Genomic DNA, 13,455 nt, shown 5'->3' on the forward strand with positions numbered 1-13,455 from the left:
CCACCAGTCCACCAGGGTCCCGTAAATCCTGGTGGACTTAAACCAATCAGAACAATGGATAAAAAAGAACAGATTATTGACTACTGCCGGCAATTTAGAATAGCCGGCATGCAGCGCGGCCTTGATGAAATCATCAGCACAGCCGAAAAACAAAATAGTGGGTATATCGAATTTACATTCCAACTGCTTGATGCTGAGTCCAGGCACAGGCAGGAAAATGATGCAAAAAGACGCAGAAAAGCGGCCGGACTTCCAAGAACAAGTGACCTGAATGCTTATGATGACACTTTTGATAACGGAGTACCCAAAACGCGTCTGAATCAACTCCGAGAACTTAATTGGCTGGACCAGGGATTTAATCTGATGCTTCTTGGACCTTCCGGAACAGGAAAAACATTCCTAGCTGCCGGTCTGTGTGCAGACGCCATTGAAAAAGGATACAAGGCCTATTTTAAAACGATGGGAGAACTGATAAGTATTCTCAAGATGAAAGACTTGACAGGGTCTGCTTTGGCTGATTATAAGAGGCTTATAAAGGCTGACTTGATTGTCATTGATGATATCATGCTCTTTCCAGTAGAAAAAAGTCAGGCGGTCTCATTGTTTAACTTCATCAACCTGCTCTACGAGAAAACCTGTTTTATTATTACAACCAATAAAATGGCAACGGAATGGGCCAAAATGCTGGATGACGAAGTGCTTGCAACGGCTTTACTGGACCGATTGCTTTACAGATGCGACGTGATCAGTATGAGTGGAAAAAGTTACCGAATGAAAAACAGAAAGTGTATTGTCCTGAAATAGCTTTACACAAAAGCAAAAAAGGATGAAAGCAAAAGAGAAAAAAGTTACTGTGAAAACTCGGAAACCTTATGAAAGATTGAGCGATAACGAAAAGAAGAAGATTGTTCATGAAATCAATTCCGGATTAATTGGTCAGAGGGCTGCTGCTCGAAAATACAGTTTAAATCGAAAGACTGTTGGCGCATGGGTAGTAGAATTTTCTTCGTTTAATGTTAAGCCACGAGAAGTGGCAGCAGAAGCAATTGACAAAATGACTGAGAATTCAAAGACCAAAATTCTGGCCAAACAAGTCCAGGATTTAACGAAGCAACTTGAAAAGGCAAACCTGAAGATCAGCGGACTGCAAACTATGATCGAAGTAAGTGAACAGGAACTTCATATTAAGATCAGAAAAAAGCCTGGTACCAAACGGTAAAAAGGATGCGGCAGAAACATCCGGAAGAAAGCCTCGGAAGTCTTTGCGAACTGTTTGGTGTCACCCGTCAGGCTTATTACGATGCGGCGGAGCATGAAAAGAAAACATCAATAGCTCACATGCTCGTTTTGTCTTTAGTCCGAGAATACAGAAGCAACATTCCTTTCATTGGAACTAGAAAGCTTCTTTTCCTATTAGTGCCTGATTTAATACAACATGGTATTAAAATCGGAAGAGATCAATTGTTCGAACTACTACGTTTTCATGGTCTGTTGATCCGTAGAAGGAAGCGTATGGTAAAGACTACCGACTCTCATCACTGGCTAAAAAAGTATCCTAATTTAATCAAGGGATTAGAGGTGACAGGACCAAACCAGCTGTGGGTAAGTGATTTAACCTATATAAGAACTCTTGAAGGATTCAGTTATCTAAGTCTGATAACAGATGCATTTTCGAGAAAAATCGTAGGTTATTCTCTTTACCAAACATTAGAGGCAGTTGGCTGTATCAATGCGTTAAGAATGGCAGTCGAAGGACGAAAGTGTGATTCGCCCTATTTTCTAATTCATCATTCTGATCGAGGAATTCAGTACTGTTCTGCGGAATATGTAAGTATTTTGGGCAACGAGAATATTGCGATAAGTATGACGCAGAGTGGTAGTCCATATGACAATGCACTTGCAGAACGGGTAAATGGAATCATAAAGAATGAATTTTTTCCAAAGCGGGTTTATCAGAATCACAAGGAAGCGTCTAAGGCTATTTCGAAAATTATTCAGATTTACAACGGCAAACGGCCACACGCGAGTCTGGATTATTTAACTCCTGAACAAGCTCACGAACGCGAAGGACAGTTATTAAAGCGCTGGAAGACCTATCGTAGGAAAAGGAAAGACGTACCCGAGGCAACTGAAGCATGAAGGTATAATTCGAAGTCCACATTGCTTCTTATAACCCCCCGTTTTACTTGTGGGGGGATTACAAGAAGCAATGTTCAAAGCCAATAGAGATTTTTTTAACTATAAATTTAGATTGGCAAATGGCTTACATTATACTTGTAAAGTAAATACAGTATTAAGAAAATTTAGGTGTAAGATTATGGTAGGATTACTAAAAAGTAGCGTAAGATTTAATCAGGATTATCAATCGAAACTGTAAGCTTTTTTTAGGACGATACAAAGACTTTTTTTGAACCCCAAAATTAACCCATGTATATTTGCCAAAGTGGTGCATTCCTGTTGCCAATTTTGGTGCACTCCTAATTTCCATTTTTGGTGCATTGTTAGTTACCGCTTACATCTTTCAACAGTTTCAATTTTAAGTATGTATTCAGGAGCAAGATCATTTTGAATTACTAAAGAACAATCTAAGCCCTCCTCCATATGATATTCATATATTCCACTGATCCATATATCCTGGACAATTTCGACAGGTACCTTTGTTGTAATAATAGTACTTTCACCATACATTAATAACCTATCACGATACCTTTTACTAAATTTTCGAGAAAGGCAATCGGCCAATGGTAACAATGACTCTGGACCAAATAAGAGATATTGGTAAGACTCTCGAAACAATTTTCGATCAATTACAAAATTTATTTCTCTATCTGATTCATTTTTTAGAAAGTAATCAGCAATGAAGGCTTTGGTTTCCGATTGTGTTGAAACAGCATCAGAAGAACTTACGAATCTATTATTGGCAAGAACTTGTAATAATTCGTTATCACTCCTTAATAATCCATGCTCCATAATAGAAGATGATTCTTGGGTGCTAATTTTCGTCGAATGGTAACAAATTATAAAATCAAAATCATTTCGAAGCTCCATCAAAAAATTGTTGGGATTACTAAATTGATGAATGTATTTTTTACAGCTTAGATCATAGTAATTAAAAATTCTTGAATTATAGAGGGGCATGATATAATTGAGATTTTTTGCCAAAATTTATGTATTAATCTGATAGCTAATTCTTTATTGGATTTCTGAATTGCATTCCACCTTCAATAGCAGTATTTTGAAGGCTATCTTTAATAGCCACTTGGGTAAACATATAAAATGGAGCACTATATTGGGATAAATAATGCGCTCGACGGTGGCCAATAATGTTTTGAATTAAAAGAGAGCAGATTCGAATAATCTCCATATCTCTACGTGTATCAAATATCAAAACATCAATAATTTCCGCAATAGGTTTCTTCTTATTGTCCTTTTCCACAGAATATATTGACATGGAATCACTCATATCCCACTCAACCAAAGAATTATTCAAACCAGAACCAAGAGAAATTTCTGTAACTGTATTCATTATTCGTAGACCGTGCTTATATGCATTGTATTCGGCCCTGTTGCTGAATATTTCAGCGATAGATTTGATAAATATCTTAATAGCATCATTGCATTCTTGAAATTCATTAATAGTATCAGAATCCCTATTCTCTAAAGTAAATCCAAAGTAAAAAACATATAGCCATGCGGGAGAACTGCCTAAACCAGCATAAATCGAATCAAGAAAGTTTAATTCATTAATATCATTCGAAATTCGAACAATTTTATCATAGTTTACACTAAAATTAGCTGTACTAAGATTCTGCATAAGTTTTTCATCTTGTAAATCATTACCCCGAGGTTCAAGCGCAAATATTAACTCAAATAGAGTTTCAATTGCATGAAAACAGGTAATTCTAATTTCCGATTTTAGAAATCTAGTATATCTACTTTCGTTAGTACCTGTAATCGTAGTTCGCAAAAATTCTTTTTCAAACCTTGGAATATCTGTTAATATCGAATTTAGGGTTGCTAACTTATACATATGGTAGTCGTCAGCATAGCTTGAGTAAAATATTTTATAGTCAATATTTTGCATAATTGAATAGAATTGTTGTTTCCTTTTCTGACACAATTTCAAGATGTAAACGTATAACGAATGTTTCTAATGGATCCTGAATGGAGACTATTATAAAAATGCTACTGTCCCTTTTTTATAATAAAACTTGATCAATCAATGGAACAACCATGTGATCAACGCCTTTCATAAAGTCCTGGTTAGCATCGAAATGTGGCAAAATAATTTCTTTATGAAGCTGCCAAGCCCTTCCTAAGGCAAACATAGTATTTTGTTTGATTTTATTATAATCTAAGCGCTTATTAAGGTATGTTGACGCTACTAATTATTCTTCCTCCGAATTGACACCAAATCCAAAATTTCGTTCAACATCATGAATCAGATCATTACGCATTGTAAGAAATTTAGATAATAACGCATCAAACCAAGGAACGACTTCAACTCGATCTCGTAACGATTTCATAAATACGCCAATTGTTCTAGTCCAAAGTATTGATTTGATATATGGATGCAATGACTATCCACAAATAGTGCTCGTTTGATCGACCACTCTCCTCCTCATTAGCTGTTTATCCTTGAAGCAACGATAAATATTTATATAAATTGACGGGTCATTTTGGTCATATAAATATGGCTGGATTGAAACACAGTTTTCGTGTTCAAATAGCGCATTTAAAAGTGTTCGGTCAGTATTAGAACATGAGTGACCGTAAATTACGATATCAAATTGATCTGCATCTGCGAAATCAATAACTTCCCTGTAGTATGGGCTTCGAGTATACAAAACTGATTTAATGTGTTTTAAGAATTCATCGTCTGACCGTTCAAGAATGGCCTGATTCTCGTCGAGCTCATCACCATAACCAAATATTAATGATTCCGGGCTGTCGTCATCAAGGTCTCCATGTATGTACCTTAATGAGGTCGTAATTCTGTTCCTACTGTTATAATCCAAGTTACAATTGTCTATTGCTTTAAAATTCTCCTGTTTGAATAGATAATTCTGTATTGTTGCGGTATAGTTGAAACTGAGAAATAAGACGTTTTCTAATTTGTCAGTCTCTTCTTGCTTGTTAATAATTGGAATTTCTCCATATCTAAGAACATGCTTGCTATCCATCCTTGATTTTCTAATTGGTTTGGTAAGCAACCTTGATAGAACCTTATTATCTAATGTCTTGGGAATAGTTATTTGGTCTTTCAAATATTTGTACAAAAGGTCAACTATCTGCCTTAGGTCATCATTTAAATTTTTGGCAGTATAATTTTTGGGAATGATGCCCTTTCCGTTGTCAGGTTTGCCCTGCATAATTCTTGTAAGAACATCCTTATAGTCATTTTCAAATCCTCCCCATGTGGTACTGCTTGAGCTAATAAAAACATAGCCAAGCAGTAAATTATTGAAAGACAACTGCGCATTGCACACATCATTGCCATTGTACCTTATAGATACTTGGGCCTCTAAATCGCCCCAACACTTGATTACTTCTTTATTACGTCTAAAAACTACATAAGAGGGTTCTGCTTCATTAATACGTATAGCATCAGCCGGGGTGAAATAAAAAAGGAGATGCTCTTTTGGAATACATTCTTGGCTACTAACATTTACAAAATCGACAAAGTCTTTTTGAAGATGTGCGATGAAGTTGCGGTAACTAGTCGGAAGCCCATGTGCTATGTCAAAGCCGTTTCCCAAAATAACAATTCTATTCATGTTGAAGTTCTAGTCAATGACGAAGGAAGATAACTCAAAGATACATTTCTCCTATGTTTACTTTGCACAAAAGATCGCTTTTTAATATACTTTAAGTAGATTAGTATCAGCTGGTAATTCTTATAATGACAAAAATAACCTTAAACTACAAAGATGAAATACCACATCTTTACAATACTTGCTACCCTGTTTTTCACACAGGTGGGAATTGCCCAATCTACTAGCGCCTTCACTGACTCGCGCAATGGTCAAACGTATCAAACGATCAGCTTTAAAGAAGCTTTGACGGGCAGAACCGTTAAATGGATGGCACAAAACCTGAACTATAAAGTTGAAGGTAGCTATGCTTATAATGACAATGAGAATGGTCGTTAATAGTTTGGCTTGCTTTGCAATTGGGAGGCAGCGAAAAAAGCCAATCCCAGCGGTTGGCATTTACCAACGGATAGCGAGTGGTCTATGCTAGTGAATCAATTTGGCGGTACGGAAAAGGCTGGCAAAGCTCTAAAAAGCGTCCAAAGCTGGAATGAAGAGGGTAACGGTATTAACAGCAGTGGGTTCGATCATATCAATTTGTTTCCCGCCAGTGCCAGCCAACTTGACTTTTCAATTGTTAAAATTTTAAGACTTGAATCTTGTGCTACATTCATGAGGCGTGCAAGATTTGAACATGCCTTAACTCTCTACGCGAGCCCGTGGCAATATTGACCTGCTACTGCAGCACTAGCCTATATTTTCCTAAAGGCGCCCCGGTGGCAGTATAAGCAATTATTTTAAAGCTCAAATCAAGGTATCAGCCGCACAGGTTATCAGTCAGTGCGACGAAAGTTACAAAGCAAAAATGACGGCTGCAAGAATAGTCCGCTATTTACCGCGGCTGGGCGCCCCCGGCTTAATGCAGCTCCTTAAACCGCAGACTGACCTTGCAGCCAAGGGGATAAACCCCGTCATTTTTTCTTCGATTGGAGCAAGCGATGGCCCTGAGCACATCGCTGGGCTATGCTATTTTAAAGACTATCAATCATGAACTTTCAGGCTCTTTGAAGATAAATAGCATTACTTCCATCTGCGTTACAATAAAAAAGATTCTTTTCATTCCGGCGGGATCCTTTGGAACGCTCAACAAATCGTCTTTTCCTAGTTTCCGGCTTGTTTAACGTTAAAGACAGTGGGATATGGAAGAGGAGCATAAGGAAAGCAAAGGAATGACACCGGAGATGGTTATTAAAATACTGGCAAGACATCATGAAATTGTCACCGTCCAAGAGGCAAAAAGGATGTTAGAAATGGTGAATTTACTTGCCGGAATCGCAGTAAATCAGTATCTTAGAAATACCAAAAGTTAGATTTTTTTACAGTTGCTGATTTTAATCGAATAATTATTACTCCATTAATCGATTTTTTAAAGATGAGAAAGGCATGTTTATATATCCGGGTCAGTACCGATGAGCAGGCTGACAAAGGTTACTCCCAAAGAGATCAGGAAGAAAGGCTCAGGCGGCACTGTCAACTGCAATCCATCGAAATCGACGAAGTCATTATTGAAGACTATTCGGCCAAAACTTTTGAACGCCCGTCCTGGCGACGCCTTCTTGCACACCTGAGAAAATCCCGGCAGCCAAGATTGATCCTGTTTACAAAATGGGATCGTTTTAGCCGCAATACGGGCGATGCTTATCAGATGATCAGTCTTCTGGGCAAATTGGGAGCGGAACCCCAGGCAATTGAGCAGCCTTTGGATTTATCTGTTCCTGAGAACAAAATGATGCTGGCAGTTTATCTGGCAGCTCCGGAGGTAGAGAATGACCGAAGGGCATTAAATGTGTTTCACGGAATGAGGCGTGCAAAAAAAGAAGGCCGCTGGATGGCTACAGCACCTATTGGATATATCAACAGGATAACGCCAGAGGGAAGAAAACATATTGCACCACACCCTGTTAATGCGCCAATTATGCTAGAAGTCTTCGAACAAATTGCTGCCGGAACTTATAACACCGAGCAGATTTGGAAGATGGCAAGACAAAAAGGGCTTAGAAGTAGTAAAAATAATTTCTGGGTTGCTATTCGTAATCCGGTGTACTGCGGGAAAATCTTTATCCCTCCCTACAAAGATGAAACTGGTTATTTTGTAACGGGTGTTCATGAAACAATTATCTCGGAGTCGCTCTTTGAGCAGGCACAACAGTCACTGGATGGCCGAAAACGAAATTCAAACCAAAAGCCTAAAATTCGTTCGCTGGAAGATTTACCACTACGTGGCTTTTTGAAATGTCCAAAGTGTAACAGGATGCTCACGGGAAGCGCTTCGAAGGGGAATGGTGGCTATTATTACTATTACCACTGTTCTGCGGCCTGCAAAGTGAGGTTTAAAGCCCAATTAGCAAACGAAAGGTTACTGCACGACTTGCGAGAATTGATACCGAAACCCGGAAGGATAGAACTATTCACCCAAGCCATCACGGATGACTTGAAGCAAAAAGTGAAACATCAGGAAACCGACCGTAAGCAGATACTGTCTGAACTGGATAGTATTGGTATCCGCATGCAAAAGGCAAGGATCATGAAGATAGACGGAGATTTGGATGAATCGGACTTTAAGATGGTTAAGGAGGAATCAGCCACCAAAACTGAGGAGCTGGAAAAGAAATTGAACAGCCTTCAAGGAAGGGATAAGGAAATTAGTGTTCTACTTGAAAAAGCCTTAAAAAACCTTTCAGGACTCGATTTGCTTTATGAAAACGGCAATATTGAAGAAAAGCGAAAGATTCTTGGTTCGATCTTCCCGGAAAAACTCACTTTTGATGGTGTGCAACATCGAACCACCAGAATTAATGAAGTGCTCAATCTTATTTATCAGAAAAACAGTGAGTTATCTGGAAATAAAAAAGGGACAAATCTGTTATTTTCAGATTTATCCCATCAGGTGATCCCGCTGGGATTCGAACCCAGGACCCATACATTAAAAGTGTATTGCTCTACCAGCTGAGCTACGGAATCATTACCGATTTATTTTAAAACTGTTCGATTTCAGTTTATACCTTATTCTGATTTTGATATATTATCAACTTTCAGACTTGTGATCCCGCTGGGATTCGAACCCAGGACCCATACATTAAAAGTGTATTGCTCTACCAGCTGAGCTACGGAATCATTACCGATTTATTTTAAAACTGTTCGATTTCAGTTTATACCTTATTCTGATTTTGATATATTATCAACTTTCAGACTTGTGATCCCGCTGGGATTCGAACCCAGGACCCATACATTAAAAGTGTATTGCTCTACCAGCTGAGCTACGGAATCGTTATTGGCTTACTGTCCAATGCAGTTGTCTGTCCCAAGGGCCTTGAACCCTTACCTCTACACTGCCGGTTGTGCTGACATGTATTGCTCTACCAAATGAGCCAGGGAAGTAATGTAGAGCTGTAATCCAGAACTACACTATTTAATTTTTCTTATTTCAATGAATGTTACAATTTGTTGGATTAGCCGTTGCGTTTTCCTTAATTGCGATGCAAAAGTAGAATTCTTAAAAGTATAATGCAAATTCTGTTCAATAAAAAACTGTCAATATTACTTCTGACTTCCCTTTTTTGTTTCCAAAACCCGGCAGTTTCTGCTGGTTTAAGAGAGTTAAAATCTGCTGATTCTCTGTTCGCTATGGCCAAGTATACGGAAGCAGAAATTTTATACAAAAAAAATTTTCGGGACAACGAAAAAAATAATCCTAACCTGCTTTTAAAGCTTGCATTTCTCTCTGAAAAGAGAAATAACTACACATCCTGCCTTTACTACCTTAGCAAACTAGCTCTTACAAAACCCTCACGTTCTCTTTTCGAAAAAATGGATAATTTGGCGAAAGAGCAAAATTTAACTGGCTATGAGTTCGACGATTATAACTACTTTATCATTTTTTATCGCAAATATGGTGAGTACATTCCGATATTGCTCCTAACTTTGGGCGCATACATCGTTTTTATCATGATGTTGAAAACGCGGCGGCACGAGTCCATCTTATGGATTCATAAAGCTTCCACATTGGTGTACCTCCTAATTATTCTGGCAATGATTAATGCACCGTCTTTATATAAAACTGCTGTGATCGCAAATGACAATACATTTCTCCGGGAGGAGCCATCATCTGCATCCGGGGTAGTAGATGTGGTAAAAAAAGGTCATAAACTTACACTGTTTGGTACGGTCGATCATTGGAACAGGGTAATTTGGAATAACAAAATCGTTTATATACGTAAAAATGACCTACTCAGTATATGATCTATCAATGCTGGTATTATTTTTGTAACTGACAAGTTTATATTTTAGTTTTAAGGGTTAACTTTTTTTAAATTAATTGATGTATGAAAAAGCCGATGAAAAGTTTTTTACTGTTTATGATGAGTATTGCCGTGATGGGTTCAATCATGTCCTGCAAAGAGGAGGGACCTCACAAAGATGATATTGTGAAATTTACAGCAGCAATTAACGTTTCGCCAGCCGTAGGTACTGGTGCTTTTGAATACAACAAAGTAACTAAAGAATTGACTTATAACATTTCTTACAGTGGAGTTACACCTACAGCGGTAGCCATTAACCGTGCGGATCCGGCATGGGAGAGAGGATCTGCTTTATTCCCTTTGTCAGGTTTTTCATCCTCACAGGTCACTGGTAAAACACGTGCGCTTTCAGATGTTGAAGTGACTGCTTTGATTATTGGTCAGCTTTATGTAAATATTACAACTGCCGCTGATCCTACAAAGGAATACCGTGGACAGATTTTACCAGTCGAATAAATAAAACGGTTCAAACGAAGAAAGGGGCAATAATGCCCCTTTCTTCGTTTATTTCTTCTTCTTTTTCCTGTTACCTTCGTAATCTTCCACTTCTTTCATCAAAGCATTCAGATCATAAGTGGTATCTGCGGTAAAGTCTAGCGTCTCAGAATAATCCTGATGACTTATTTTAACGACCTCAACAGGCTTATCCAAATACATTTCAATTTCTTCGAGTAAAGCTTTTTCCTCAGGACTGCAAAATGACACTGCCAAGCCTTTCTGAGTGCCTCGCCCCGTTCGTCCGACACGGTGAACATAGTTTTCCGGCTGCTCCGGCAAGTCATAATTAATCACATAGTCGACATTCGCAATATCAATTCCACGCGAACTTACATCTGTTGCAACCAATACTTTAACCTTCCCACTTCTGAACTCATTTAAAGCAATCAAACGATCGGCCTGTTCCTTGTCTCCATGTAATGTAGCACTTTTCAATCCCATCCTTTCCAACGCGCTGCAGACCCGCTCCGCTCTAACTTTTGTTCTTACAAAAACCAGTATTTTACTTTCCAGGTTTTCTTTAATAATCCTTTCAAGAAAAAACCGCTTGTCGTCCATGCCGACAAATGCAACGGAGTGAGTGATATTTCGTGCCACCGGATTGTTCGGTGATATCTGAATCCGAATTGCATTTCGAACCAAAGAATAAGCAAGCTTCTTAATTTTCTCGTTAATGGTTGCAGAGAAAAACATAGTCTGTCTGTTCTTAGGTAAATGCTTCACCAGGTCCTGTATATCTTTGATAAAGCCCAAATCCAACATATGATCTGCCTCATCCAACACAAGCATCTCCACCTGATTCAACTTGATATGTCCCTGACTCACCAAATCGAACATTCTGCCAGGCGTAGATATAAGTACATCGATACCTTTTTCAAGCTGAGCGATTTGTGGACCCTGTTCTACGCCTCCAAAAACACTAAATGCCTTTACTTTGGTATGTTTTGCGATTTTTTCAAAAACACCTGTAATCTGAATAGCCAGTTCCCTGGTCGGCACCATCACTACACACCTGATGCCTTCAGCTCTCGATGAAACCTTTCTGGCATTCAAAATATCTACTATAGGTATGGCAAAAGCTGCTGTCTTTCCAGTCCCTGTTTGCGCAATAGCAAGTACGTCTTCTCCCTTTAAAATAGCTGGAATAGCTTTAAACTGAATATCAGTCGGTTTTTTAAATCCTGCAGTTGCCAGGTTTTTCTTTATCTCGCTTGCAATGCGATAATCTTCAAATTTCATAAAAACAGGTGTTACAGGCATTTTCTATTTGCCTGATATAATAAATAAGACCGTAAAGATACGGTTGTAGCCGGGCATTTTACAGATTATGACCAAATGCTCTTATGACTCGTAGAATCTGACGCGGTTTTTCAGTGTCATCACCTCTTCGTTGAGAACGCTTATTTTTTCAAGCAAAGCATGGATAATCTCAATACCCTCCGGGGTTAAACCGAGATCCTCATGCAATCTTATCATCTTCTCAATCTGACCTAAGTGAGAAATTTTAAGGTGGCTAACATCACTGACAATGACAGTCTCAATCATCCCTATCGATATCAACGACTCCATAAAAGGCTTACTCACACTATAGTATACACAGAACTTCTCAGTGGCAATCAGCTGATCCTTATCCATTGCTATACAGTTTTATGATTTAGACAATTCTTCAAAAAGCTGTTTTTGCTTATCTGTAAGATTTGTAGGGATTAATACATTGAACGTAATATATAGATCTCCGTATTGGCCATCCCGTTTGTAAATCGGGAAACCTTTCCCTTTGAGCCGAACTATCGACCCATTCTGAGTTTCGGGCTTTACAGGCAACTTCACCTTTCCGCTCAGTGTATCCACAATCAACTCTCCTCCCAATACGGCTGTATATAAGCTGATGTCTTCTTTCATATGAATATCATTTCCACCTCTACGGTACTTTTCACTGCCTGTAATCACAAATGTGATGTACAGATCCCCATGAGGACCACCATTAGCACCTGGTCCGCCATGCCCTGGGATTTTAATTGTTTGCCCATTTTCAACACCTGCCGGAACTGTAATTCTTATATTTTTGCCATTTACAGTCAATGTCTGTTTATGTGATGTGTAAGCATCCTCCAGATTCATTTGCAATTCGGATTTATAATCCTGACCACGGAATCTTGTCTGACGCCCACCATAACCTCCCGACGATCCAAACATGGATTCAAAGAAGTCAGAAAAACCTCCTCCCTCATTTCCCGAATACCATGAACTCTCGTGAGTGTTAGATCGAGACTGACGTGCCCGTTCATACTCCTCACCATGTTGCCAATCCTTTCCGTACTGATCGTACTTTTTCCTTTTCGCAGGATCACTCAGCACCTCATTAGCTTCGTTTAACTCCTGAAATTTCTTTTGTGCTTCCTTATCATCCGGATTTAAGTCGGGATGATACTTCCTGGCAAGCTTCCGATAGGCGTTCTTCACTTCCTTATCGGTTGCACTTTTCTGCAAGCCAAGTATCTGATAGTAATCAACAAATGACATTCTGTATAAGCTGTTGTGTGACGAAGACTTCTTATGAAACCTTTATTATTTTCTGTCGAGCATTTGTATGTACAACTCCTCTACTTTTTTCCTGGCCCAGGGCGTTTTACGCAAAAACTTTAAACTGGATTTGACACTGGGTTCGAATCTGAAACTATTGATATTGACATGATAGCCCATTTGTTCCCATCCATAGTAGTCAACCAGTTCATTCAGTATGGCTTCAAGTGTTTTTCCGTGTAGGGGATTGTTTAGCTGCGTCGACATCTCTTTTCTATTAATATATAATTTAAGGTAAATTCATTAGAATTAATAATAATTGT

General features: G+C 38.7%; 15 protein-coding genes, 3 tRNA genes and 1 pseudogene. 9 read left to right on the forward strand and 10 right to left on the reverse strand.

The annotated features are described in order from the left end of the window. Window positions 1-54 precede the first annotated feature (54 nt). The 3 genes from istB to AC1XUE_RS02495 are packed head-to-tail and all read left to right on the forward strand — an operon-like array spanning window position 55 to window position 2,139. Entirely contained in the window at window positions 55-804 is a 750-nt protein-coding gene (gene istB / locus AC1XUE_RS02485) for an IS21-like element helper ATPase IstB (protein WP_483354352.1), read from the forward strand. 22 nt (window positions 805-826) lie between these two features. Next, window positions 827-1,219 carry a hypothetical protein gene (locus AC1XUE_RS02490; protein WP_483354353.1) on the forward strand — a complete coding sequence of 131 codons (393 nt, stop codon included), beginning with the start codon at window positions 827-829 and terminating at the stop codon, window positions 1,217-1,219. Window positions 1,220-1,224: 5 nt separating this feature from the next. After that, entirely contained in the window at window positions 1,225-2,139 is a 915-nt protein-coding gene (locus tag AC1XUE_RS02495; protein ID WP_483354354.1) for an IS3 family transposase, read from the forward strand. Between the two features lie 366 nt (window positions 2,140-2,505). Here the strand turns inward: AC1XUE_RS02495 and AC1XUE_RS02500 are convergent, their stop codons facing one another. From AC1XUE_RS02500 to AC1XUE_RS02510, 3 genes are all read right to left on the reverse strand, one after another. Next, complete coding sequence (locus AC1XUE_RS02500; RefSeq protein ID WP_483354355.1) at window positions 2,506-3,048, reverse strand: hypothetical protein; 543 nt, start codon at window positions 3,046-3,048, stop codon at window positions 2,506-2,508. A 136-nt stretch (window positions 3,049-3,184) separates the two neighbouring features. Further along, a complete protein-coding gene (locus AC1XUE_RS02505; protein WP_483354356.1) occupies window positions 3,185-4,084 on the reverse strand; it encodes a hypothetical protein in 900 nt (299 codons plus the stop codon). 496 nt (window positions 4,085-4,580) lie between these two features. Continuing rightward, a complete protein-coding gene (locus tag AC1XUE_RS02510) occupies window positions 4,581-5,777 on the reverse strand; it encodes an AbiH family protein (RefSeq protein WP_483354357.1) in 1,197 nt (398 codons plus the stop codon). Window positions 5,778-5,930: 153 nt separating this feature from the next. On the opposite strand from AC1XUE_RS02510, the gene AC1XUE_RS02515 reads away from it, so the two are divergent. The 4 genes and pseudogenes from AC1XUE_RS02515 to AC1XUE_RS02530 all read left to right on the forward strand — a co-directional run. Further along, window positions 5,931-6,152 (forward strand): hypothetical protein, encoded by a 222-nt coding sequence (locus AC1XUE_RS02515; RefSeq protein ID WP_483354358.1) that lies wholly within the window; start codon window positions 5,931-5,933, stop codon window positions 6,150-6,152. 9 nt (window positions 6,153-6,161) lie between these two features. After that, window positions 6,162-6,485 carry an FISUMP domain-containing protein gene (locus AC1XUE_RS02520; RefSeq protein ID WP_483354359.1) on the forward strand — a complete coding sequence of 108 codons (324 nt, stop codon included), beginning with the start codon at window positions 6,162-6,164 and terminating at the stop codon, window positions 6,483-6,485. Between the two features lie 467 nt (window positions 6,486-6,952). Then, a complete protein-coding gene (locus AC1XUE_RS02525) occupies window positions 6,953-7,123 on the forward strand; it encodes a hypothetical protein (RefSeq protein ID WP_483354360.1) in 171 nt (56 codons plus the stop codon). Between the two features lie 62 nt (window positions 7,124-7,185). Continuing rightward, window positions 7,186-7,965: pseudogene (locus AC1XUE_RS02530) on the forward strand (recombinase family protein); the annotation flags it as partial. A gap of 736 nt (window positions 7,966-8,701) precedes the next feature. On the opposite strand, the gene AC1XUE_RS02535 reads toward AC1XUE_RS02530, so the two are convergent. The 3 genes from AC1XUE_RS02535 to AC1XUE_RS02545 all read right to left on the reverse strand — a co-directional run bounded on the left by AC1XUE_RS02535 (window position 8,702) and on the right by AC1XUE_RS02545 (window position 9,080). Next, window positions 8,702-8,774: transfer RNA gene (locus AC1XUE_RS02535), tRNA-Lys, on the reverse strand. 80 nt (window positions 8,775-8,854) lie between these two features. Then, window positions 8,855-8,927, reverse strand: a tRNA-Lys gene (locus tag AC1XUE_RS02540). Between the two features lie 80 nt (window positions 8,928-9,007). Next, a tRNA-Lys gene (locus tag AC1XUE_RS02545) sits at window positions 9,008-9,080 on the reverse strand. A gap of 357 nt (window positions 9,081-9,437) precedes the next feature. Here AC1XUE_RS02545 and AC1XUE_RS02550 point away from each other — a divergent pair. Further along, window positions 9,438-10,052, forward strand: a complete 615-nt coding sequence (locus AC1XUE_RS02550) for an SH3 domain-containing protein (protein ID WP_483354361.1) — start codon at window positions 9,438-9,440, stop codon at window positions 10,050-10,052. An 83-nt stretch (window positions 10,053-10,135) separates the two neighbouring features. Then, a complete protein-coding gene (locus tag AC1XUE_RS02555) occupies window positions 10,136-10,567 on the forward strand; it encodes a CHRD domain-containing protein (protein WP_483354362.1) in 432 nt (143 codons plus the stop codon). Between the two features lie 48 nt (window positions 10,568-10,615). Here AC1XUE_RS02555 and AC1XUE_RS02560 read toward each other — a convergent pair whose 3' ends face one another. From AC1XUE_RS02560 to AC1XUE_RS02575, 4 genes are all read right to left on the reverse strand, one after another. Further along, a complete protein-coding gene (locus AC1XUE_RS02560) occupies window positions 10,616-11,848 on the reverse strand; it encodes a DEAD/DEAH box helicase (RefSeq protein ID WP_483354363.1) in 1,233 nt (410 codons plus the stop codon). A 102-nt stretch (window positions 11,849-11,950) separates the two neighbouring features. Further along, window positions 11,951-12,244, reverse strand: a complete 294-nt coding sequence (locus AC1XUE_RS02565) for a chaperone modulator CbpM (protein WP_483354364.1) — start codon at window positions 12,242-12,244, stop codon at window positions 11,951-11,953. Window positions 12,245-12,256: 12 nt separating this feature from the next. Beyond that, a complete protein-coding gene (locus tag AC1XUE_RS02570) occupies window positions 12,257-13,132 on the reverse strand; it encodes a DnaJ C-terminal domain-containing protein (RefSeq protein ID WP_483354365.1) in 876 nt (291 codons plus the stop codon). 45 nt (window positions 13,133-13,177) lie between these two features. Continuing rightward, on the reverse strand, window positions 13,178-13,399 hold the full coding sequence (locus AC1XUE_RS02575) for a VF530 family protein (protein WP_483354366.1): 222 nt from the start codon (window positions 13,397-13,399) through the stop codon (window positions 13,178-13,180). Window positions 13,400-13,455 lie beyond the last annotated feature (56 nt).

This window comes from Dyadobacter sp. HNCC25DJ187, from assembly GCF_056895255.1.